Below are 20723 nucleotides of genomic sequence, written 5' to 3'. Positions count from 1 at the left end.
GGGGCGATGGAGGCTGCAGCGCGCCAGACGGGGACGAGCGGACGGCACCGGTCGGGGGCCGTGCGCATCCTCGAGGGGCAAGCCGGGAGCAACGCCGCCGCCCGGGCGATGGCGGCGTACGTCGCCGAGCTCGACGAGCGCCTCGACACCGGGTTCGACCCCGCGCTCGCCATGGAGGTCGACGCCGACGAGGTCACGCCCCCCAACGGTGACTTCATGCTCGTGAGCGAGGTCGGCACCGGGGAGGTGGTCGGCTTCGGCGCGGTGCGCCTCATGAGCCCCGGCGTCGTCGAGATCAAGCGCATGTGGCTCAAGCCCGACGTCCGCGGGCAGGGCCTCGGGCGGTTCCTCCTCACCTCCCTCGAGAACCGGGCGCGCGCGCTCGGTGCCCGCAGGGTCCTCGTCGCCGTGAGCGAGCGGCTCGTCGAGGCGTGCGGGCTGTACGTCGCCGAGGGCTACCAGCCGGTCGAGCGGTACGAGAACAACCCGTACACCGACCACTTCTTCGGCAAGCAGCTCCTGCCCTGACGCGTGCCCGCCGCAGCGCCGGCAGGGTCGTGCCTGCCGTTCCTCGGACCGGGTGCGGATCGTAGGGTGGCAGGCATGGACGAGCCGAGCGAGACCACCATCGTCGACGACGCCGGGCGGGCGGTCGGGTCGTTCCTCGGGCCGGTCGTCGGCGCGGCCATCGGCATGGTCGTCGCCCTCGTCATCTCCTGGCTCGTCGGGCTCGCCGTGCGCCGCCTCGGACGGCGGCACCCGGTCGCCGCGCGTGTGACGGAGCGCTGCCGCCGCCCGTTCCGCTTCACGGCCGCCGTCATCGGCGCGTGGGTGGGCTTCGTCATCGCCACGCCCGTCGCGCCCGGCGAGATCGAGCCGTCGTGGCGCTCGCTCACGCAGCACGGGCTGATCATCGTCCTCATCCTCGCCGCGACGTGGCTCGCGACGTCGATCGTCTTCGTCGCGGAGGACGCCGTCGACCAGCGCTACGGGATCGACCGGTCGGCGAGCCGGCACGCGCGGCGGGTACAGACGCAGGCGCAGATGATCCGGCGGGTCGTCGTCGCGGTGCTGTGGGTGTGCGGTCTCGCGGCGATCCTCATGACCTTCCCGGGTGCCCGGGCCGTCGGGGCGAGCGTCCTCGCCTCGGCCGGTGTCATCTCGATCGTGGCGGGCCTCGCGGCGCAGACGGCGCTCGCCAACGTCTTCGCCGGGATGCAGCTCGCGTTCACGGACGCCATGCGGGTGGACGACGTCGTCGTCATCGAGGGCGAGTTCGGCCGGGTCGAGGAGATCACGCTCACGTACGTCGTCGTGCACCTCTGGGACGACCGGCGGCTCATCATGCCGTCGACGTACTTCACCAGCACGCCGTTCGAGAACTGGACGCGGCGTGCGGCGGAGATCCTCGGCACCGTGGAGCTCGACCTCGACTGGCGGGTCCCGGTGGCGGACCTGCGCGCGGAGTTCACCCGCCTCCTCGAGGCCACCGACATGTGGGACCGGCGCTCGGGTGGCCTGCAGCTCACCGAGGCCACCGGCGGCTGGGTGCGTGCCCGCGCCGTCGTCAGCGCGGAGAACGCAGGCGTGCTGTTCGACCTGCGGTGCTACGTCCGCGAGGGGCTTGTCGACTGGGTGCAGCGCGAGGCGCCGTACGCCCTGCCGCGCACCCGCGTCGAGACGGAGGCGGCGACGCCGTCGGACGACGAGCGCACGACCGGTGACCGCCGGCCGGGCACCGGCCGCGCCGGTGCGGCCGTGGACGGGACGGACCGTCGGACCAGGAAGGGCGGCACGGTCGACCGGGAGGCCCGCGACGGGGCAGCCGCGAAGGGCGACGGCGGGAAGGTCGACGCCGGGCGGGAGGGTGCGACGGGCGCGGAACGGACGGAGCCGGCTCGGAGCGGGAAGCGCTCGGGCCCACCGGTCCGCACGTCCCTGCACACGCGCGGCGGCGGCCCGGACATCGAGCATGACGCCCGCTTCTTCACGAGCGTCGAGGGCATCGACCGGGCGAAGATGTTCGCCGGCCCGGGCGAGGACGTCATCGCCGAGCGCGAGCAGAACGCCCAGCGGGCCCGCGCCCGCGAGACGGACGTCGAGGCGCCGGACGAGGACGAGCGCGGGCGCTAGCTGTCCTGCCGCGCCCGGCCGGGCACGCAGCCCGGTAGACGGGTCCCGCCGGCCGGTCGCCGCCCCGGCGGCTGCGGACATGACGCCCGGCGCGGGAAGGCGCACCATGGAGGCATGACTGCACACGACGCGACAGACGCCCCCACCTCCGGTGAGACGCAGGCCCAGAAGGTGACGAAGACGGACGCGCAGTGGCGCGCCGAGCTCTCCCCGGAGGAGTACCACGTGCTGCGTCAGGCCGGCACGGAGCGGCCGGGCACCGGTGAGCTCCTCCACGAGGAGCGCGAGGGGGTCTACCGCTGCCGCGCGTGCGGGGCCGAGCTGTTCCGCTCCGCGACGAAGTTCGACGCCCACTGCGGGTGGCCGAGCTTCTTCGCCCCCCAGGACTCCGACGCCGTCGTCCTGCGCGAGGACCGCACGCTCGGCATGCTCCGCACCGAGGTGCTCTGCGCCCGCTGCGAGTCCCACCTCGGCCACCTCTTCGACGACGCGCCGCAGACGCCGACGGGCGACCGCTACTGCATGAACTCGATCTCGCTCACCTTCGACGAGCGCTGAGCCGTGAGCGCCCTGCGGGTGCTCACCCTCAACCTCCAGCACGGGCGGTCCGCCGACCGAGACGCGCATGCCCCCGACGCCGCCTCGCTCGCCGCGGCCCTCGCCGGGCTCGAGGCGGACGTCGTCGCGCTGCAGGAGGTCGACAAGGGGCAGGCCCGGAGCTCGCGGGTCGACCAGACCCGCGTCGTCGCCGAGGCGCTCGGCATGCCGTGGGCGCGCTTCGCGGCGGAGTTCGCCGGCAACGAGCGCGGGCTGCGGCGCCGCCCCCGCCCGGCGCACGTGCCGGACGGCTCCGGCTACGGCGTCGCGCTGCTCAGCCGGTACCCCGTCACGTCGTGGCACGTGCGCCCGCTGCGCCCCGGACCCATGCGCGTCCCGCGACGCACCGGCGCAGGGTGGGGCGTCGCGGGCCGCTACGTGCGCGTCGACCCGGCGCGCGTGTGCCTCGCGGCCGTGCTCGCGACGCCGGCCGGCCCCCTCTCCGTGGCGGTCACGCACCTGTCCGTCGACGTCCCGACGGCGCGGCGCCAGCTCGCCGAGAGCGCCTGGGCGCTGCGCACGCTGCCCGGCCCGCACGTGCTCCTCGGCGACCTCAACCTCACGGGGCCGGACGCCGAGGCCGCGACGGGGATGAGTCGCCTCGCCGTCGCCGACACCTTCACCGCCCGGCGCCCCCGGCGTCAGATCGATCACGTCCTCGGCGGCCCGGGCGTGCGCGCGGCGGGGCCCGCCGAGGTGCGCCGACTCGCCATCTCCGACCACCTGGCCCTCGCCGTCGGGCTGCACCTGGGCTGAGCCCGCCGGCGCGTTCTCGCGTGCGCGGTGGGGGGACAGGTGGCCCGTCGGCCCTGCTCCCCGACACGCTCCCTGCGGGTGGCCGACCCGGAGCACGGGGCGTGTCGAGGGCACGGCCAGGCGCCTCGCCCAAGATGTGGATGATCTTTCGGCGTGCGCGCGCCTCCCGGCCGTGCCACGCTCGGACGACCACGAAAGGTGCCGCAACCGCGGCCACTCCGAAAGGGAGGACCCCGCCCATGGGCGAGATCATCGGCATCATCATCGCGGGCGCCATCATCGGCGCCCTCGCTCGACTCTTCATGAAGGGCGACCAGAACCTCGGCATCCTCTGGACGATCATCCTCGGTGCGCTCGGCGCACTCGTCGGAACCTGGATCGCCGGGCTGATCGGCGTCGACGACACCGACGGCATCGACTGGATCCGCTGGGCGATCTCGATCGTCATGGCGATCCTGTTCATCAGCATCTACCTGGGCATCACGAACAAGGGCGGGAACAAGCGCGTGGGTCGCTGACCCTCCGTTCCTGTGCGAAGGCCGCCACCGGCACCGGTGGCGGCCTTCGTCGTACCCGGACCGGCGTGGTCAGAGGTCCCGGCCGCCACTCGACGGGCGCCGCTGGAGGTGGGAGCCGCGCCGGGCAGGGGATCGTTCCGAGGTCGCGGGCGTACGTGCCGTGCGAGGTGGCGGCCGTGCCGGGCTCAGGCGTTCGGCTGCTTCTTCGCACGTGCCCGGGCGAGCGCCCGCTCGGCGTCCTCCTGGCACAGCTCCCCGTTGATCCCGATCGCGGCGCGCGCCCCGGAGTCGGTGGCACCGATGACCTGCGCCGCGAGGTCCGCGAGGTTGCCGACGGCCCACACCCCTTCGGCGCTCGTCCGCCCCTCGTCGTCGACGACGACGCCCCGGCCGAGATCGGTGTCCTCCATCTCCACGCCGAGGGGACGCAGGAGAGCGTCGTTGACGCGGAACTGCGGTGCGACGAAGACGGCGGACCGGGGGATCACCTCACCGTCGGCCAGCTCCACGCCGCTGACGTGGTCCTCGGTGACCTGCACGGCGCGGACCGGGCCGGTGATGACGCGGACGCCGCGGGCGGCGAGGAGCTCCCGCTCGGGGGGCCCGAGCTCGTCCGGTGCCACGGAGTTGAGGAAGAGGACGACGTCGTCGCTCCACTGCCGCAGGAGGAGCGCCTGGTGGACGGCGCCCTCGGGGTCCTCCGCGATGCTGCCGAGCGCCTCGTCGCGCACCTCGTACCCGTGGCAGTACGGGCAGTGGAGGACGTCGCGGCCCCAGCGCTCCGCGACGCCGTCGATGGCCGGGAGGTGGTCCCGCAGGCCGGTCGCGACGATGACCCGGCGGGCCGGCACGGAGCGGTCGTCCGTCATCCGGACGACGAGGTCTTCCCCCTCGCGGCGCACCTCCGCCACCTCTGCGTCGAGGATCTGCGCCCCGTACGACTGCGCCTCGCGGCGCCCCGCGGCCCGGAGCTCGGCGGGGTCTGCGCCGTCCCGGGTGAGGTAGCCGTGCATGGAGGGCGAGGGCGCGTTGCGCGGCTCGCCGGAGTCGACAACAAGGACGGACCGGCGGGCGCGCCCGAGGATGAGCGCGGCAGAGAGCCCCGCCGGTCCACCCCCGACGACGACGACGTCCACCCGCGCGCCGTCCTCCAGCGCGGTGCTGCCGGCATCGCTGCCCGAGCCCGGGACGGGGCTCGGGGCGTCCGTGGGGGCAGTGGCGGGGCGTCGCGGGGCGGGCTCGGCGGGAGGCATGGGCTAACCCTCGGTCGCGGCGACGGCACCGGCAACCGCGGGCGCTGCCCTGGCACCGGCAGGTGCCGGTGCGGCGCGCGCACCGGCGCCTGCGGGCGTGGCCCTGCCGTCGTGAGCCGGCGTCGCTGCGGGCCGGGTCGTCCTCAGCGGCCGCGCCCGCCGCCTCCGCCACCACCGCCCCCGGAGCGTCCGCCGCCTCCGCGGCCACCACCGCTGCGGCGGGACCCCGACCCCCCGGAGGACCCGGGCGTCGAGCTGAGCGCGGAGCTCGTCGTGCTCGTGAAGCTCGACATGGCCGAGCCGAGGTGGCGGTACATCCGCACGTCGACGAGCCCGTTCCTGCTGGAGTACCACGTGGGCCGGCGGACCGTGCGGCCCTCCTCCTCCAGGCGCTCGAAGATCTCGGCCCACCGCTCGGCCACGCCGAAGACCATCGCGTAGGGCAGGTACCGCGAGAAGATGTCCTCACCCTCCTCCCAGCGGAGCTGTTCGGCCTCGGCGGTCTCGAGGTAGAGCTCGAACCCGCGGACCTGCTCGAAGAGCGCCCGGCCGCGCGCGGTGCGCTGGATGACGGCACGGCTCGTGGCCAGACGGGCGACGCCGAAGGCGCCGAGGAGCCCGAGCGCGGCGAGTGCGAGCAGCGCCAGGGAGCCGGGCACGAGCGTGAGGACGACGTCGAGGTTGACGATCGCCACGAGGACCACGACGACGACGGCCCATGTGAGCAGCGTGCGGACGTTGAACACGCTCCGCTTCTCGACGAAGAGCTCACGGGCGTCGACCTCGTCCCGGACGTAGCTCTGCGTCGACGCCATGGTCGACGCGAACGTGTTGCGCAGGTCCGAGAGCGTCACCCGGGTGCGGCCCCGGAACAGGGCCTCGAGCAGGCGCCGTTCGTAGCGGCGCAGGTGGTTGCGGTCCGCGCCCCCGGGCTGCTCGAAGAACGTCCAGTCCTGGGTCCGGCCGAACAACCCCGTGGCCTCGTTCTCCTCGATGCGGAGGTAGCCCCTTGCGGCGAGGTCGACGATCGTCACCGCGACCGCCTGCGCCGTCGTGCGCTTGTCCCGGAGCAGGGCGACCTCGGCGGGGCGGAGGCCGTCCGGCGGGGCGAAGCGGACCGCGACGGTGGGGGTGCCGGCGAGCTGCGCCACGGGCGGCGGGGTACCCGGCCCGGGCAGCGTCCCGGGTGTGAGGCCGACGTAGTGGAGGTCGCGGTGGCGCCGGATGCGCAGGAAGGCCCACCCGACCGGGCCGAGGAGCGCGAGCGGGGCGAGCCAGGCGATGTTCTCGGTGAGGAACCGGGCCGGGGGACCGGTCACGCCGTCGATGGTCTCGAGGCGGCGCTCGGCGGCGAGCTCGGACTCGGTCTTGGGGTCCGCGACCTCGAGGATCGGGGCGATCTCGCCGAACGTGCCGGCCGGGAAGGCCGCCATGACGGTGAGCTCCTCGCCCGGCTCGAGGCGGTCGGACCGGGCGGTCACCTGCGGGCCGCCCACCTCGAGCGCGGTGCACCCGTCCGAGCTCGACCGCCCCTGGAAGCAGGCATGGTCGATGACGTCGACCGGGCCGGTCACCGTCGTCGTGACCTCCTCGAGGACGACCTCCCAGCCGTTGCCGGTGACGTTCCAGTACAGCTCGTCCTGGTCCGGTACGCCGGCCTCGCCGCGGATGGCGTTGAGGGCCCCGCGCACGGTGTAGGAGAACGCGTAGGTCTGCACGCCGCTGCGGCGGTCGCTGCTCCCGTCCGGCGCCCCGATGTCGACGGCGACATAGGAGCCCTCCTCGCGCGGCCACACACCAGCGGGGGCGCCTGAGGGGCTCGTCACCGCGAAGTCGTCGTACTCGTATACGCGGACCATGCCCGGCCGCTCCGGGTGGAGGAACCGCGCGGCGAGCTCGCGGGTGAGCCCCAGCCCCTCGCGCGACCCGAAGTCCCACTCGTAGGTCTCGGTGATCTCCAGCGTGCCGTCGGGTCGTACGTCGATGTCGATGTCGAGCGAACGGACGACGTCGCCGCCGGTGTCGGCCGACGCGGCGAGCGGCGCCGTGACGACGGCGAGGAGGGCGAGGGTGAGCGCGGCGAGGACGCGCCACCGGCCGGTGGATCGTGGGGGCATGTCTGGCACGCTAACCGGTCGGCCGTCGGGCCCGTCACGGACGTCACACCGCCGGAACCGCTCGGATGGGGCATAGTGGAGGCGTGGGCACCGCGTCTTAGCGAGCCCAGCGTCGTCGAGTTCGAGTGCAGCGCACGCGCTGCCGGTCGTCCTGAGCGGCGAACTCCGACCCTTTTCTGAGCCCGAGAGGCCCTCCCTTGACGTCATTCTCCTCGTTCGACCTGCCCGCGCCCGTCCTCAAGCACCTGACGGCCACCGGCCTCACCGAGGCCTTCCCCATCCAGGCCGCCACGCTGCCGGACACCCTGCAGGGTCGCGACGTGCTCGGCCGCGGCCGCACCGGCTCCGGCAAGACGCTCGCGTTCTCGCTGCCCATGGTCACGCGCCTCGCCGCGTCCGGCGGGCGCCGCACGCCCAGCCGCCCCCGCGGCCTCGTCCTCGCGCCGACCCGTGAGCTCGCCAACCAGATCAACGCCACGATCGAGCCGCTCGCGAAGGCCCTCGGCCTGACGACGACGACGATCTTCGGCGGCGTCGCCCAGTCCCGCCAGGTGACCGCGCTGCGCGCCGGCGTCGACATCCTCATCGCGTGCCCCGGCCGCCTCGAGGACCTCCTCAACCAGAAGCTCCTCAGCCTCGACGAGGTCGCGATCACCGTCCTCGACGAGGCCGACCACATGGCCGACCTCGGCTTCCTCCCGGGCGTCAAGCGGATCATGGACCGCACGCCCACCCGCGGCCAGCGCATGCTCTTCTCGGCCACGCTCGACAACGGGGTGGACATCCTCGTCAAGCGCTACCTGAGCAACCCGCTGCGCCACTCGGTCGACAGCGCCGAGTCGCCCGTCGCCGCGATGACGCACCACGTCCTCGCCCTGGCGAGCGCGGACGACAAGAAGCGGGTCGTCCACCACCTCGCCTCGGGCACGTCCAAGCGCCTGCTCTTCACGCGCACGAAGCACCAGGCGAAGAAGCTGGCCAAGCAGCTGACCGCCGGCGGGGTCCCCGCCGTCGACCTGCACGGCAACCTCAGCCAGCCGGCGCGTGAGCGCAACCTCGCCGCGTTCTCCTCCGGCGCCGTCCGCGTCCTCGTCGCGACCGACATCGCCGCCCGCGGCATCCACGTCGACGACATCGAGCTCGTCGTCCACGTCGACCCGCCCGCCGAGCACAAGGCGTACCTGCACCGCTCGGGCCGCACGGCCCGCGCCGGCTCCGGCGGCGACGTCGTCACGCTCATGCTCCCCGAGGAGGCCGGCGACGTCCGGACCCTCACCCGCCAGGCGAAGATCACCGCGAAGCCGCAGTCGGTCCGCCCCGGCGACCAGGTGCTCCAGCGCCTCGTCGGCGAGATCGCCCCGATCGTCATGCCGGCTGCCCCGCAGCCCGAGGTGGTCGGTGCACGCACCGGTGGGCCCGCCTCCGCCGGGGGTGGGCGCTCCCGCGGGAACGCCGGTCGCGGCCAGGGCGGCCGTTCCGGTGGCGCCGCTGGTGGCCGTTCCGGCGGTGGCCAGGGTGGACGCTCCGGTGGTGGCGCTGCGGGTGGCCGCTCCGGTGGCGCCGCTGGTGGGCGTTCCGGCGGGGGCCAGGGTGGCCGTTCCGGTGGCGGCCAGGGGCGCCCGGTCCAGGGCGGGTCCACGGTCATGTGGTCCTCCTCGACCGGCGGCTCCTCGAGCGGCTCCGCCTCCGCCAGCGGTGGCGCGGGCGGGGAGTCCGGCGGGCGCCGTCAGCGCCCCCGCGGGCGTCGTCCTGCGGGCGTCTGACCGACCCCAGCTCTAGACGCGCAGACGCCGGTGGCCTCAGGGCCGCCGGCGTCTCGTGCGTTTCCGGGCGCCGCGGTTCGTCGCGCCTCGCGCTTCGTCGCGGTGGCGGCCCGGAGGCGGTGGCCGGGCTCGTGCTGCCCGATCGGGCACGCGGTGGCCGCGGTCGTTGACCGACGCCCCGGGACGCGACGACGATCAGCGAGTCAGTCGCCGACGTCGTCCGCAGGAGGAACCATGAGCTCGCGTCTCAACCCCTACATCCACCTCGACGGGACGGCCCGCGAGGCGCTCGAGTTCTACCAGCGCATCTTCGGTGGCGACGTCGCGCTCAACACCTACGGCGAGCTCGGCTCACCCGACGCGCCCTTCGCGGACAAGATCATGCACGGGATGCTCGAAGGAGACGACGGGTTCGCACTCATGATCTCGGACGTCCCGCCCGGCATGGAGTACGAGCCGGGCGGGAACATCACGATCAGCATCAGCGGCGACGACGCCAGCACCCTGCGCCGCTACTGGGAGGAGCTCTCCGCAGGCGCGAGCGTGTCCGTGCCGCTCGAGAAGCAGATGTGGGGGGACGAGTTCGGCCAGTGCCGCGACAAGTTCGGCGTCGCGTGGATGGTCAACATCGAGGCCGCCTGAGCGACGGCTGCCAGAGCCGCCTGGCTCGCCCGGGCACCCTGACGCGCCGGGCCGCGGTGGCCGCGCGAGCGACCCGACGGCGCCGGCGCGCCGGACGCGTCAGCGCTTGGGCTTCTTCCCCCGGTTCGTGACCTTGCCGAAGAGCTCCTTCGCCTTGCGCTGGTTCTCCGGCTTCGCGGCCTCGCGCCGGATGATCTGTGCTGCCTTGACCGCGATCCCGCCGCGGATCGCCTTGCGCAGGAAGCCCATGTCGTCTCCTCGGTCTCACGGCCGCCCGCGGTGGGAGGCGCTGGCGACGACCGTACGAGTGCAACGCCCCTCCCGCCACCCGTGCCCAGGCGCGAGTGGCGGGAGGGGCGTGGAGGGGAAGGTCACCGGCAGGGCCGTTGCCGGGGCCCGCGAGGTTTGAGAGGCTGGGAACGCACCCCTATGAGGGCACCGGACGAGGGAGCTGTACCCGGCGAGCGACAAGACGGCCACGAAGGAGTCCGTCATGTCCTGGTTCGTCCTCGTCCTCTCCGGCGTCCTCGAAGCCGTGTGGGCCACCGCCCTCGGGAAGTCCGAAGGATTCACGAGGCCCGCGCCCACGGTCACGTTCCTCGTCGCGCTTGCCCTGAGCATGGTCGGCCTCGCCTACGCCATGAGGTCGCTGCCCGTCGGGACGGCGTACGCCGTCTGGGTGGGCATCGGCGCCGTCCTCACCGTCACCTACGCGATGGTGACCGGCGAGGAGCCTGCGTCGCTCGTCAAGGTTCTCCTCCTCGGCGGGATCGTCGGGTGCGTCGTCGGGCTCAAGGTCGTCGAGTAGCTCCCGGTTGCCCGCCCAGCCCGGCCGACGAGACTTGTCCCGTCCGCCGCCGCGTGGCGTCGGGGCGAGGAGGCTTGCGATGGCAGACGACACGTTCCGCAAGGGCGACCACGTGTCCTGGAAGAGCCACGGCAGCACGGCCGAGGGCGAGGTCGAGCGCGCGATCACCGAGGACACGGAAGCGGCGGGGCGGACGGTGCGCGCCTCCGACGAGGAGCCCCAGTACCTCGTCCGGAGCGACAAGAGCGGCAAGACCGCCGTCCACAAGCCGTCGGCGCTCGAGCGGAAGGACTGACCGGGGCTGGACGACGTCCGGGGACGACTGGCGCGACACGGTCAAGGGCTGACCGGTCGCGGTGGGCCCCGTGGGGATCGAACCCACAACCCGCGGATTAAAAGTCCGCTGCTCTGCCGATTGAGCTAGAGGCCCGGGGCAGCGGGCGTCGGGGACTTCGAGGGGCATGCCTCCGGAGACCTGGCGGCCGCTGCGCGCCGAGGTCAAGGCTACGCGGGGACGGGCGCGGCATACGCCGGTGCGGGCCGGACATCGACCGGCACCGGCGGCGGGGCCAGGGCGAGCTCTACCGGGGGTCGTGCGTGCTCCACCGGGCGCCGCCACGCCGCCGACTGCAGCATGGAGGGGTGAATCGTTCCTCCGACCCCCGCACCTACGACCTCGACGGGCTGCGCGACCGGGTGCTTCCCGAGCGCGACGGCGCAGTGGACGAGAGCATCCCGCAGCTCGCGGAGGCCGACGCCGACCTGTGCGGGCTCGCGCTCGTGCTGCCGGACGGCACCGTCCGGGCCACCGCCCAGGCTGACGTGACCGTCAGCGTCCAGTCGGCCGTCAAGCCGTTCCTCTTCGCCCTGGCCCTGCTCGACACGGGCGGCGACGCATTGCGCCGTATCGGCATCGAGCCGACCGGCGAACGGTTCGACGCCATCAAGCTCGAGGCCGGCACCGGCCGGCCGCCGAACCCCATGGTCAACGCCGGTGCGCTCCTCACGGCCGCCCTCGTCGACGGCGAGGACGCAGACGCCCGGAACGAGCGGATCCACCGGGGTCTGTCTGCCTTCGCGGCCCAGGACCTCGACGTCGACGAGGACATCGCGCACAGCGAGCACCTGCTCGGGGACCGCAACCACGCGCTGGCGCACCTCATGCGGGCCGAGGGCACCCTGGACGTCAGCGCGGACGACGCCGTCGCCGTCTACGCGCGCGCTTGCGCCGTGCGGGTCGACGCGCGGGCGCTCGCCGTCATGGGCGCCACCCTGGCCTTCGGTGGGGTCAACCCCGTGTCAGGGGAACGCGTCGTCCCGCCGGAGGTCGCCCGCGACGTCGTGTCAGTCATGGCCACGTGCGGTGTGTACGACGGCTCGGGCCGGTGGATGCGCAGCGTCGGTGTCCCCGCAAAGTCGGGCGTCTCCGGTGGCATCGTGCTCTCCGCTCCCGGGGTGCTGGGCGCGGCGGTCGTCAGCCCGCCCCTCGACGACCAGGGCACCAGCGTGCGCGGCCGTGTCGCGTCGGAGCGCCTCAGCGCCGAGCTCGACCTGCACCTCTTCGGGTCGGCCCCCGCGTAGGACCCCTCAGCCGTCGCCGCGTGCCCACGAGGGTGGCGGTGGCGGTGGTGCAGCGTGCGAGGGTGCCCCGGTCCCGCTCTCGGAGGGTGGCGGCGGCGTCGACGGGCCGCCTGGCGGTGACGAGGGAGGCTCCGACGGCCCGCCCGGCGGCGGGGGTGGGGGCGTAGAGGGGCCGCCCGGCGGCGGGGGAGGCGGGGTCGAGGGGCCGCCCGGCGCCGGCGGGGGAGGCGGGGTCGAGGGGCCGCCGGGCGGCGGGGGAGGCGGAGTCGACCCGCCCGCGCCCGGTGGTGGCGGAGGGGCCCCGGCCCCGGCCTGCCCCGGCGCCGGCGGCGGCGAGGTCTGGAGCGCGAACGAGCGGATGCCGCCGCGGGCGTCCATCTCCTGCAGCGTCGTCAGAAGGCGCGCCCGGTCCCCCGCAGGCGCCTCGCGACCGCTCGCCTCGAGGTAGGCGAGCACGCCGAGGTCGCGGAAGTACCGGTCCGCGTCCCCGGCGGACGCGCCCGGCCCGCCGAGGCCGGAGCCGGCCAGTGCCGTGTCCGCCTTCGCCGCCAGGTCGTTCGCGGCGGCCCGCGCCTTGTCGAGGAACCCCATCGTGACCTCCACCAGCTCTCGTCCGAGACCGATTCGTCGTACTCCCAAACCCTACGCAGCGTGGCCCCGCGTCGTTAAGGTTCGAGGGGAAGCCGGTCGGGCCTCGGTCACGGACGAAGGGGAATGCCATGGCGGTCCACGGAAGCCTGTTCCAGGAGTTCCGGGAGAACACCTCCCCGGACCCGTTCTCCCTCCAGGGCAAGAAGCTGCTGAAGATCCAGATGGGGTACGGGCCCGTCTGGGCACGCTCCGGGTCGATGGTCGCCTACCAGGGCGACGTCCGCTTCGAGAACAAGGGCTCGGGCGGACTGGGGAAGATGCTCAAGTCCGCGGTGACGGGCGAGGGCGTCGACATGATGCAGTGCACCGGCAGCGGTGAGCTCTTCGTCGCCAACGACGCCGCCGAGGTCCAGATCATGTACCTCGAGAACGACTCGATCTCCGTCAACGGCAACAACGTCCTCGCCTTCTCCGCGTCCGTCGACTGGGACATCCAGCGCATCCAGGCACGCGGCGGCGTCATGACCGGGGGCCTCTACAACGTCGTGCTGCGCGGCACCGGGTACGTCGCCATCACGACGAAGGGCGACCCCGTCGCCCTCGACGTCGCGAGCGCACCGACGTTCGGGGACGCGCAGGCCGTCGTCATGTGGACGGCCGGGGTGACGATGGACGTGCGGATCGACACCGGCGGTCTCAAGTCGCTCGTCCGGGGCGGCAGCGGTGAGACCCTCCAGATGGCGTTCGGCGGGCAGGGCTACGTCCTCGTCCAGCCCAGCGAGTCCGTCGTCGAGGGCAAGGGCCAGGCCGACGGCGGGAGCCGGGGTGGCGGCCTCGGCGGGTTCCTCGGCAACTGATCGCAGCCGCAGGAGGGGCCCGGTTTGCCCCGTTCCTGATGCCGACCACTAGTCTCGGCGGATGCCCGTTCGAGTGCTCCTCGTCGACGACGTGCCGGAGCTGCGCCGCCTCGTCGCGACGACGCTGCGCCTGCGCGGCGGGTTCGAGGTGGTCGGCGAGGCGGGTGACGGCGAGAGCGCCGTCCGGCTCGCCGCAGAGTGCCGGCCCGACATCGTCGTGCTCGACGTCGGCCTGCCGCGCCTCCAGGGGCAGGACGTGCTCTCTCTCCTGCGGGACGTCGCCCCGGAGGCCAAGGTCGCCGTCTTCACCGGGCTCGGCGGCACGGACGGCGACTCGCTCCGCGGCTGGGTCGAGGGGTACGTGCCCAAGGGGCGGGACGTCGACGCGCTGGTCGACCTCCTCGAGGACCTCGGCGGCCCGGAGCGCCAGGTCGCCGTCCTCGACCTGCCCGCCCGCCGGGCGAGCATCGCCGCCGCGCGCACGTTCATGCGCTTCCACGCCGAGCGCTGGGGCTACCGCGGCAACCTCTACGACGCCGAGCTCGTCGTCGCCGAGCTCGTGAGCAACGCGGTCAAGCACGCCGCGACGCCGTTCTCCATGCGTCTTGCGCTCTCCGAGGACGCCCTGCGCGTCGAGGTGGCCGACCGGTCACCGGGCACTCCGGACCCCGTGGCCCGGGACCACCACGAGAGCTGGCACGGCCTGACCTTCATCTCGCTCCTCGCCCAGGGCTGGGGAGTGCTCCCCGCGGACGACGGCGGGAAGGTCGTCTGGGCGCGCCTCGCCCCCGACCCGGCGGTGGCCTCGCCGCCGCCCGGCGCGGGCGCGCACTGAGCCCCCGGACGCCGTCGCTCACCCGGCCGGGCCGGGCCGAGGCGGTGGCCGCGCGCTAGCGTGCTCCCTCGTGACCCCCCACCGCATCGCCATCGTCGACGACGCCCCGGAGGTGCGTGCGCTCCTGCGTGCGCGGCTGCGCGTCGGCGGCGCGTTCACCGTCGTCGCCGAGGGCGGCACGGGCGAGGACGCCATCCGCATCGCCCGCGAGGAACAGCCCGATCTGCTGCTCCTCGACGTCTCCATGCCCGGGCTCGGCGGGCTCGACGCCGTCGGCCCGGTCCGCGAGGTCTCGCCCGGGACGAAGGTCGTCATGTTCTCCGGCTTCTCCGAGGAGGGCCTCGAGGACCGCGCGCTCGGCCTCGGCGCGGCGGCCTTCATCGAGAAGTCGGCCCCGATCGAGGACGTCGTCGCCGCCCTCCTGGAGATCGCAGCGGGCGTCAGCCCCACGGCCGCGTCGCTCTCCTCGACGGCGCCGAGCGCCTCCCGCCCCGGCGCACCGGTGGACGCGCGCGGGCTCTCGGCCGGGACGCCCGACGCGGAGGACGAGTGGATCCTCGCCGAGCACGTCGAGCGGTTCCGCGCCGTCTTCGACCAGGCGGCCATCGGGATGGGGACGCTCACGCTCACGGGCCAGATCGTCCGGGCCAACCCCGCGCTCGCGGCCCTGCTGCGGGAGGAACGGACGGAGCTCGTGGGCGTGCCGCTGCTCGACGTCGTCCCGGGAGCGGACCGCGACCTCGTGGGGTTCGCGCTCACCACGGCCGTCCGGGAGGGGGTTGCGCACGTCGAGCACCGCCTCGCCGGCACCGACCGGGTCGTCACCTCGACGATCGCCGCCGTGCGGGACTCGGCCCGGCGTCCGCTGTATCTCCTGCTCCAGAGCCAGGACGTGAGCGCTCAGCGCTCCACCGAGCGTGCCCTCCTCGAGAGCGAGGAGCGCTTCCGCCTGCTCGTCGACAGCGTCGCCGACTACGCGATCTTCATGCTCGACCGGGAGGGGCGGATCGCGAGCTGGAACCTCGGTGCCGAACGCCTCAAGGGGTACCGCGCCGACGAGGTCCTCGGCCAGCACTTCCGCCTCTTCTACACCCAGGACGCCAAGGACTCCCGCCACCCCGAGCACGAGCTCGAGGCCGCTGTCCGGGACGGCCGCTACCAGGAGGAGGGGTGGCGCCTGCGCAAGGACGGCACCCTGTTCTGGGCCAACGTCGTCATCACCGCCCTGCGTGACGCAGACGGCCAGACGATCGGGTTCGCGAAGGTCACGCGCGACGTGACGAAGCAGCGCCGGGCGTCCCAGAACCTCGCCGACGCGGCCCACGAGCTCGCGGAGGCGAACGAGGACCTGTCCCAGGCGAACGTCCGGCTCGGGGCGGCCGCGCGGGAGCGCGCCAACCTCCTCGCCATCACCGCGCACGAGCTGCGCAGCCCGCTCGCCGTCGTCGCCGGGGCGGCGACCCTGCTCGGGCGCCACTGGGCGGCGCTCGAGGACGGCGAGCGCGACGAGCTGCTCGTCTCCGTCCAGACGAGCGCCGACCAGATGCGCCGGATGCTCGACGAGCTCCTCCTCGCCGCGCGGCTCGAGGCCGGGCGGGTCGACCTCGACGTCACGACCGTCCCGCTCCGGCCCGTCCTCGAGGCGGCCGTCGCCCAGCACGGGGGCGCCCTGGCCGAGACCGCCGTCGCGATCGACTGCCCGCCCGGGCTCGAGGTGACGACCGACGTGGTCCAGCTCGGGCAGGTCCTCGTCAACTACCTCGCCAACGCCGCGCGCTACGGCGCCGAGCCGATCACGCTGCGGGCCTCCTCCGAGGGTGCTGAGCTCCGCGTCGTCGTCGAGGACGCCGGCCCCGGCGTGCCGGAGCCGCTCTCGCACCGGCTCTTCGAGGAGATGTTCCTCAAGGGCGCGAGCACGCGCGGGACGGGGCTCGGGCTCTACATCGTCCGTCGCGTCGCCCGATCCCTCGGCGGCGACGCCTGGTACGAGCGCGCCGACGGCGCGACCCGCTTCGGGGTCTCGCTCCCGGTGGGGGGGCCGCCGGCCTGACGCGGGGCCAGGCGACGACGGACCGCAGGCCTGCCCGCGCGCCCCGCAGTCTGCGCACCCGCCGGCACGGGCTTGCACCGGTCTCGGACAAGAGGGCACGGTAGAGGCGTCAGCGGCGCGACGCTCCCGTGAGGGACGCGCCGGAAGTACCACGAGGGAGACACATGCTCACCCTGACCGAGACCGCCAAGTCGGCCATCGTCGGCATCACCGCACAGGCCGGGCTGCCCGAGACGGGCGGGGTGCGGATCGCCCTGGCCCAGGAGAGCGACCAGATCGAGCTCTCGCTCGTCCCGGAGCCGGAGGCCGGGGACGACGTCATCGACGCCGAGGGCGCCCGCGTGTTCGTCCAGGACGCCGCGTCGCCGGTGCTCGCCGACCACACGCTCGACGCTGCAGAGAGCGCCGAGGGCATCGGCTTCGCCCTCGTCGCCCAGGACTGAACCGGCGCACGCACAGCCTTCCGCGCTGCCCGGGCCGCCACCACGGGGCCCGGGCAGTGCTGTGCCGCCCGCCGCTCCCTGGCGGTGCGCCGGTGCCTCAGGGGAGCCGGACGAGCTCCGCGAGGTCGTCGGTGGGGAGGTCGCCGTCGACGACGGCGGTGACGAGGAGGCGGCCCATCCGGATCGGGGCGCCGTAGGAGGACAGGAACGCGGTGTCGGCGGCGTCACGGCCCGTCGCGATCCGCACGAGCGAGGAGCGGGGCGCGAGCAGGGTGGCGTCGACGACGTGCCACGCGCCGTCCACCCACGCCTCGGCGACCGCGTGGAAGTCCATCGGCGTCAGGCCCGGCGCGTACACGGCCGCGAGGCGTGCCGGCACGTCGAGGGAGCGCAGGAGCGCGATGACGAGGTGCGCGTAGTCCCGGCACACGCCGCGGCGGTCGAGGAGCGTCTCGACGGCGCCGTCCGTGCCCCGGCTCGACCCCGTGACGTAGGTGAGGTGCTGCCCGACCCACCCCGCGACAGCCGCGAGGAGCTCGCGGCCGGTGAGGCCCCTGAACTCGCTGCGGGCCGTCGCGAGCAGCCGGTCGGACTCGGCGTAGCGGCTGGGACGCAGGTAGGTGAGGAGCTCGGTCCGGGGGGTCTCGACGTCGTCCGCGGGCCCGCCCTCGACCCCCGCGTCGTACGTGAGCGTGAGGGTCTGGTCGTACCTCGTCGCGGGCGGGAGGTCGACGACGTGCACGCGGCCGTGGTGGGCCGCGGCGAGCTCGACGACACGCTGCGGCTCCCCGTCGAGGGTGACGGTGAGCGCCTCCTGCACGGCGAGGCCCGGCACGCGGGCGACAGCCACCATGAACGCGAGCTGGGCCGCGCCGGCCGACGTGGTCATCGAGATCGTGGCCGAGACGTTGGTACGCATGGGAGAACGGTACGTGCGCCGGCCGGGGGTGCCCGACCGGCTGCGGGAACCGGCGGACGGGGCGACAATCTCTGGACGAACGACTACCGCGCCCGCCCGGGCCGGTAGCACCCGGGGAGGAGCCTGTCGCCATGGTCGACCGTCAGCACCCCAGGCGCCCAGCGGTGCTCGACGCCGCCGGCGCGGAGCTCATCGAGGGGGACGTCGACCCTGCGGTCGCGTCCGAGCTCGCGCACTCGACGGCGCGCGTCGTCGTCTTCGGCGGCGGGGAGGACGCGGAGGACGCCGAGCTCGCCGGCCGGCTCGTCGCTCTCGTCGACAGCGAGGGCCTCGACAGCGTCGCCGAGCTGTGGTCCCGCAGCCCGGCGACGACGCTGCCCGGGGCCCTGTGGCGGGTCTACCTCGTGCGGGAGTGGCTCAGGCGCGCCCCGGAGACGATCGCGGAGCGGTTCCGGGACGGCGTGGAGCGGACCGAGGCCTCGGGTGCCGAGGAGGACCTCGAGCTCGTGCCGGACCCCGACGAGGTGAGCCGCGTCGCGGACGACCTCTTCGCGGGCAGGTCCGGGCCGATCGACACGCTCTTCGAGCGCGTCGCGTCCTTCCTCCGCGTCCTCGCCGCGGGCGCCGTCCCCGAGCCCGAGTGGGTCACGCACGACGACGAGCTCGCGAGCGTCGTCACGCGCCGCGCGGGGTCGCTCGTGGCGACGGCGGAAGAGCTGGAGCTCGTCGCCGAGACGGCGCGCGCCGGTCGCCTCGACTGACGAGCGCCGTTGGGGAGTCGCGTGAGCCGGGTGCCGGCTCGTCCCGCCCGGCGCTCCCTCAGCGACGGCGCCGGCGCAGCGCCCACGCGAGGACGACGGCGACGACCGCTCCGACGGCCTGACCGCCGAGGACGACGCGGTTGAGGTCGAGCGCGGGGTGCCAGGTGACCTTCCCGTCCCGCACGACGTACGCGCCGAGGGCCCGAGCGCGCACGGCGAAGCCGCCGCCACCGCCAGACCCCTCCCCGCCCGTGAGCGCCTCGGCTCCGGCCGCCTCGCCGCCACCGAGGGCCCCGTTGCCGAAGCCCATGCCGGCGCCACCGATGACCTTCGCCACGGGGATGACGGTCGTGCCGTCGCACTCGTACGCCTCGCCGAAGACGCGGCGCACGGTGAGCGCCTCGCGCGCGGCCTCGATCGGTAGGTCGGCGTTGCCTGCGGACCGCTCGTGCATCGTTGCCTCCGGGGGGCGACGGCGAGCCCGGTTCGGCTCGGGCCTCACCGTATCCGCGCGGCCACCACGCTGGCGAGGCCCGAGTCGTCATCGGCCGCTCCATCGGGTCCAATGGTCCGTGGTGCTCGACAAGGACAGACGGAGGAGACCCATGGAACGACGGCCCCGACGCCCCGCGATGCTCGACGCCCAGACGGCGGAGCGCATCGTCGGCGACGTCGACCCGGCCCTGCGGTCCGAGGCGGCGCACACGACGGCCTCCGTGCTCGTCCACCGTGGCCGCGACGGCGCCGAGGATCCCGCCCTCGTCGACCGGCTCGTCTCGCTCGTCGACACCGAGGGCCTCGACACGATCGCGGCGCTGTGGTCGCAGAGCCCGCCCGCGACCCTGCCCGGTGCCCTGTGGCGGCTCTACCTCCTGCGCGAGTGGGTACGCCGTGACCCGCGCACGATCGCGGAGCGGTACAACCTCGGGCTGCAGCGCGCGGAGGTCGCCGGCGTCATCGCAGGCGTCGCGTCACCGCCCGGGCCGGAGGAGGTGCGCCGCACCGCCGACGCGGTGCTCGCCGGGGTCTACCACGGCGACCTCGACGTCGCGCTCGACCGGGCCGCGTCGTTCTTCCGCGTCGTGGCGACGGGCGCGGCGCTCGACGCGGACTGGGTCGAGGGCACCGACGACGCCCTCGCCGTGCGCGTGACCCGCCGGGCGAGCTCGCTGCTCGCGACCGCGGAGGAGCTCGAGCAGGCCGCCGAGATGGCGCGGGCCGGGCGGCTGGACTGATGGCCGACGTCAGCACGGGCCTCGCCGGCCCCGCCGCCCCGGACCGGGTGCTCGCCCTCCTCGCGACCGCCGAGGACGCCGACGGCGTCTCCCCGGTCTCCGAGCAGGGGGTGCTCGCCGTCCGTCGGCAGGCCGCGGGGGTCCGCCACCTGTGGGTCGCGGACGGCACGGACCTGCACGGCTACGCCCAGGTCGACGACGCGGGGAGCGCCGAGCTCGTCGTCCATCCCGGCCACCGCCGTCTGGGGACCGGGCGCGCACTCCTCGACTCGCTCCCGGACGACGTCGCCGTCTGGGCCCACGGCGACCTGCCGGGGGCGCAGGGTCTGGCCCGCTCCGCCGGGATGCGGGTCACCCGTGAGCTGTGGCGGATGGCGCGCCCGCTCGCGGGCGTGGCCGCCGCGGCGCCGGAGCCTCCGGCCGGCGTCGGTGTGCGGACGTTCGAGCCGGGCCGCGACGAGGAGGCGTGGGTGAGCCTCAACGCGCGCGCGTTCGCCGACCACCCCGAGCAGGGCCGCCTCGGCGTCGCGGACCTGCGGGCGCGGATGGATGAGCCGTGGTTCGACCCGTCGCTCCTGTGGTTCGCCCACGAGGCGGGTTCGCCGGACACCCTTCTCGCCTCGATGTGGGTCAAGGTCGTCCCGGGTGAGGAGGCGGGCGAGATCTACGCGCTCGGCGTCGACCCGGCCGCCCAGGGGCGCGGTACCGGGCGCTGGCTCACGGCGCTCGCCCTCGCCGAGCTCGCCGCGCGCGGCCTGGACCGGGTCGATCTCTACGTCGACGGGGACAACACCGCCGCCGTGCGCACGTACCAGCGCGCGGGCTTCGACCGGGTGACGCTGGACGTGCAGTACCGGCGGTAGA

At 74.5% G+C, this 20723-nt stretch carries 22 protein-coding genes, 1 tRNA gene and 1 riboswitch; of the genes, 17 read left to right on the top strand and 6 right to left on the bottom strand.

Annotated features, from left to right (window positions below; translation table 11 throughout):
• Positions 1-6 precede the first annotated feature (6 nt).
• From V2J63_RS01290 to V2J63_RS01270, 5 genes are all read left to right on the top strand, one after another.
• On the top strand, positions 7-528 hold the full coding sequence (locus tag V2J63_RS01290) for a GNAT family N-acetyltransferase (protein WP_331229165.1): 522 nt from the start codon (positions 7-9) through the stop codon (positions 526-528).
• A gap of 75 nt (positions 529-603) precedes the next feature.
• Positions 604-2133, top strand: a complete 1530-nt coding sequence (locus V2J63_RS01285; protein ID WP_331229164.1) for a mechanosensitive ion channel family protein — start codon at positions 604-606, stop codon at positions 2131-2133.
• Between the two features lie 114 nt (positions 2134-2247).
• Positions 2248-2691, top strand: a complete 444-nt coding sequence (msrB, locus tag V2J63_RS01280) for a peptide-methionine (R)-S-oxide reductase MsrB (RefSeq protein ID WP_331229163.1) — start codon at positions 2248-2250, stop codon at positions 2689-2691.
• A 3-nt stretch (positions 2692-2694) separates the two neighbouring features.
• Complete coding sequence (locus tag V2J63_RS01275) at positions 2695-3486, top strand: endonuclease/exonuclease/phosphatase family protein (RefSeq protein ID WP_331229162.1); 792 nt, start codon at positions 2695-2697, stop codon at positions 3484-3486.
• 239 nt (positions 3487-3725) lie between these two features.
• Positions 3726-4004: a GlsB/YeaQ/YmgE family stress response membrane protein gene (locus tag V2J63_RS01270; RefSeq protein WP_331229161.1), complete on the top strand. Its 279-nt coding sequence runs from the start codon at positions 3726-3728 to the stop codon at positions 4002-4004.
• Positions 4005-4189: 185 nt separating this feature from the next.
• On the opposite strand, the gene V2J63_RS01265 is transcribed toward V2J63_RS01270, so the two are convergent.
• Both V2J63_RS01265 and V2J63_RS01260 read right to left on the bottom strand, forming a co-directional pair.
• Positions 4190-5257: an NAD(P)/FAD-dependent oxidoreductase gene (locus V2J63_RS01265; RefSeq protein WP_331229160.1), complete on the bottom strand. Its 1068-nt coding sequence runs from the start codon at positions 5255-5257 to the stop codon at positions 4190-4192.
• 143 nt (positions 5258-5400) lie between these two features.
• Positions 5401-7374 (bottom strand): DUF2207 domain-containing protein, encoded by a 1974-nt coding sequence (locus V2J63_RS01260; RefSeq protein ID WP_331229159.1) that lies wholly within the window; start codon positions 7372-7374, stop codon positions 5401-5403.
• 197 nt (positions 7375-7571) lie between these two features.
• On the opposite strand from V2J63_RS01260, the gene V2J63_RS01255 reads away from it, so the two are divergent.
• Together V2J63_RS01255 and V2J63_RS01250 are read left to right on the top strand one after the other, a co-directional pair.
• Positions 7572-9137, top strand: a complete 1566-nt coding sequence (locus tag V2J63_RS01255) for a DEAD/DEAH box helicase (protein WP_331229158.1) — start codon at positions 7572-7574, stop codon at positions 9135-9137.
• 234 nt (positions 9138-9371) lie between these two features.
• Complete coding sequence (locus tag V2J63_RS01250) at positions 9372-9779, top strand: VOC family protein (protein WP_331229157.1); 408 nt, start codon at positions 9372-9374, stop codon at positions 9777-9779.
• A gap of 99 nt (positions 9780-9878) precedes the next feature.
• Here V2J63_RS01250 and V2J63_RS01245 read toward each other — a convergent pair whose 3' ends face one another.
• Complete coding sequence (locus V2J63_RS01245; protein ID WP_331229156.1) at positions 9879-10028, bottom strand: hypothetical protein; 150 nt, start codon at positions 10026-10028, stop codon at positions 9879-9881.
• A gap of 171 nt (positions 10029-10199) precedes the next feature.
• A riboswitch (guanidine-III (ykkC-III) riboswitch) is annotated at positions 10200-10262 on the top strand.
• A gap of 10 nt (positions 10263-10272) precedes the next feature.
• On the opposite strand from V2J63_RS01245, the gene V2J63_RS01240 reads away from it, so the two are divergent.
• Together V2J63_RS01240 and V2J63_RS01235 are read left to right on the top strand one after the other, a co-directional pair.
• Positions 10273-10587 (top strand): DMT family transporter, encoded by a 315-nt coding sequence (locus V2J63_RS01240; RefSeq protein ID WP_331229155.1) that lies wholly within the window; start codon positions 10273-10275, stop codon positions 10585-10587.
• A 79-nt stretch (positions 10588-10666) separates the two neighbouring features.
• The gene (locus V2J63_RS01235) at positions 10667-10882 is read left to right on the top strand and encodes a hypervirulence associated TUDOR domain-containing protein (RefSeq protein ID WP_331229154.1); all 216 of its coding nucleotides are present in this window, start codon (positions 10667-10669) and stop codon (positions 10880-10882) included.
• Between the two features lie 62 nt (positions 10883-10944).
• Here V2J63_RS01235 and V2J63_RS01230 read toward each other — a convergent pair.
• A tRNA-Lys gene (locus tag V2J63_RS01230) sits at positions 10945-11017 on the bottom strand.
• A gap of 212 nt (positions 11018-11229) precedes the next feature.
• Here V2J63_RS01230 and glsA point away from each other — a divergent pair.
• From glsA to V2J63_RS01205, 5 genes are all read left to right on the top strand, one after another.
• Positions 11230-12168: a glutaminase A gene (gene glsA, locus V2J63_RS01225; RefSeq protein WP_331229153.1), complete on the top strand. Its 939-nt coding sequence runs from the start codon at positions 11230-11232 to the stop codon at positions 12166-12168.
• Positions 12169-12887: 719 nt separating this feature from the next.
• Positions 12888-13616, top strand: a complete 729-nt coding sequence (locus tag V2J63_RS01220) for an AIM24 family protein (protein WP_331229152.1) — start codon at positions 12888-12890, stop codon at positions 13614-13616.
• 61 nt (positions 13617-13677) lie between these two features.
• Positions 13678-14451: a response regulator gene (locus tag V2J63_RS01215; RefSeq protein WP_331229151.1), complete on the top strand. Its 774-nt coding sequence runs from the start codon at positions 13678-13680 to the stop codon at positions 14449-14451.
• A gap of 70 nt (positions 14452-14521) precedes the next feature.
• A complete protein-coding gene (locus V2J63_RS01210) occupies positions 14522-16501 on the top strand; it encodes a PAS domain S-box protein (protein ID WP_331229150.1) in 1980 nt (659 codons plus the stop codon).
• 164 nt (positions 16502-16665) lie between these two features.
• Positions 16666-16944, top strand: coding sequence for an adhesin (locus V2J63_RS01205; RefSeq protein ID WP_331229149.1), 279 nt, complete (start codon positions 16666-16668; stop codon positions 16942-16944).
• A 97-nt stretch (positions 16945-17041) separates the two neighbouring features.
• On the opposite strand, the gene V2J63_RS01200 is transcribed toward V2J63_RS01205, so the two are convergent.
• Positions 17042-17863, bottom strand: coding sequence for a transglutaminase-like domain-containing protein (locus V2J63_RS01200; protein WP_331229148.1), 822 nt, complete (start codon positions 17861-17863; stop codon positions 17042-17044).
• Between the two features lie 131 nt (positions 17864-17994).
• Between V2J63_RS01200 and V2J63_RS01195 the strand changes: the two genes are divergently transcribed.
• Positions 17995-18624: a hypothetical protein gene (locus V2J63_RS01195; protein ID WP_331229147.1), complete on the top strand. Its 630-nt coding sequence runs from the start codon at positions 17995-17997 to the stop codon at positions 18622-18624.
• 58 nt (positions 18625-18682) lie between these two features.
• On the opposite strand, the gene V2J63_RS01190 is transcribed toward V2J63_RS01195, so the two are convergent.
• Complete coding sequence (locus V2J63_RS01190) at positions 18683-19078, bottom strand: hypothetical protein (RefSeq protein ID WP_331229146.1); 396 nt, start codon at positions 19076-19078, stop codon at positions 18683-18685.
• A gap of 151 nt (positions 19079-19229) precedes the next feature.
• Between V2J63_RS01190 and V2J63_RS01185 the strand changes: the two genes are divergently transcribed.
• Together V2J63_RS01185 and mshD are read left to right on the top strand one after the other, a co-directional pair.
• On the top strand, positions 19230-19859 hold the full coding sequence (locus tag V2J63_RS01185) for a hypothetical protein (RefSeq protein ID WP_331229145.1): 630 nt from the start codon (positions 19230-19232) through the stop codon (positions 19857-19859).
• Positions 19859-20722 (top strand): mycothiol synthase, encoded by an 864-nt coding sequence (gene mshD, locus V2J63_RS01180; protein ID WP_331229144.1) that lies wholly within the window; start codon positions 19859-19861, stop codon positions 20720-20722. The genes V2J63_RS01185 and mshD overlap by 1 nt, the downstream gene beginning before the upstream one ends.
• Position 20723 lies beyond the last annotated feature (1 nt).

This window comes from Georgenia wangjunii (genome assembly GCF_036421975.1).
Taxonomy (GTDB): domain Bacteria; phylum Actinomycetota; class Actinomycetes; order Actinomycetales; family Actinomycetaceae; genus Georgenia_A; species Georgenia_A wangjunii.
The sequence above is the reverse complement of the archived record's forward strand: the minus strand, read 5'-3'. Positions and strand labels throughout refer to the sequence as shown.

Coding starts and splice junctions, on each gene's coding strand:
- V2J63_RS01185 (WP_331229145.1), top strand. CDS start 19,230: ATGGAACGACGGCCCCGACGCCCCGCGATGCTCGACGCCCAGACGGCG.
- V2J63_RS01195 (WP_331229147.1), top strand. CDS start 17,995: ATGGTCGACCGTCAGCACCCCAGGCGCCCAGCGGTGCTCGACGCCGCC.
- V2J63_RS01215 (WP_331229151.1), top strand. CDS start 13,678: ATGCCCGTTCGAGTGCTCCTCGTCGACGACGTGCCGGAGCTGCGCCGC.
- msrB (WP_331229163.1), top strand. CDS start 2,248: ATGACTGCACACGACGCGACAGACGCCCCCACCTCCGGTGAGACGCAG.
- mshD (WP_331229144.1), top strand. CDS start 19,859: ATGGCCGACGTCAGCACGGGCCTCGCCGGCCCCGCCGCCCCGGACCGG.
- V2J63_RS01250 (WP_331229157.1), top strand. CDS start 9,372: ATGAGCTCGCGTCTCAACCCCTACATCCACCTCGACGGGACGGCCCGC.
- V2J63_RS01270 (WP_331229161.1), top strand. CDS start 3,726: ATGGGCGAGATCATCGGCATCATCATCGCGGGCGCCATCATCGGCGCC.
- V2J63_RS01205 (WP_331229149.1), top strand. CDS start 16,666: ATGCTCACCCTGACCGAGACCGCCAAGTCGGCCATCGTCGGCATCACC.
- V2J63_RS01260 (WP_331229159.1), bottom strand. CDS start 7,374: ATGCCCCCACGATCCACCGGCCGGTGGCGCGTCCTCGCCGCGCTCACC.
- V2J63_RS01290 (WP_331229165.1), top strand. CDS start 7: ATGGAGGCTGCAGCGCGCCAGACGGGGACGAGCGGACGGCACCGGTCG.
- V2J63_RS01265 (WP_331229160.1), bottom strand. CDS start 5,257: ATGCCTCCCGCCGAGCCCGCCCCGCGACGCCCCGCCACTGCCCCCACG.
- V2J63_RS01235 (WP_331229154.1), top strand. CDS start 10,667: ATGGCAGACGACACGTTCCGCAAGGGCGACCACGTGTCCTGGAAGAGC.
- V2J63_RS01245 (WP_331229156.1), bottom strand. CDS start 10,028: ATGGGCTTCCTGCGCAAGGCGATCCGCGGCGGGATCGCGGTCAAGGCA.
- V2J63_RS01285 (WP_331229164.1), top strand. CDS start 604: ATGGACGAGCCGAGCGAGACCACCATCGTCGACGACGCCGGGCGGGCG.
- V2J63_RS01220 (WP_331229152.1), top strand. CDS start 12,888: ATGGCGGTCCACGGAAGCCTGTTCCAGGAGTTCCGGGAGAACACCTCC.
- V2J63_RS01240 (WP_331229155.1), top strand. CDS start 10,273: ATGTCCTGGTTCGTCCTCGTCCTCTCCGGCGTCCTCGAAGCCGTGTGG.
- V2J63_RS01200 (WP_331229148.1), bottom strand. CDS start 17,863: ATGCGTACCAACGTCTCGGCCACGATCTCGATGACCACGTCGGCCGGC.
- V2J63_RS01190 (WP_331229146.1), bottom strand. CDS start 19,078: ATGCACGAGCGGTCCGCAGGCAACGCCGACCTACCGATCGAGGCCGCG.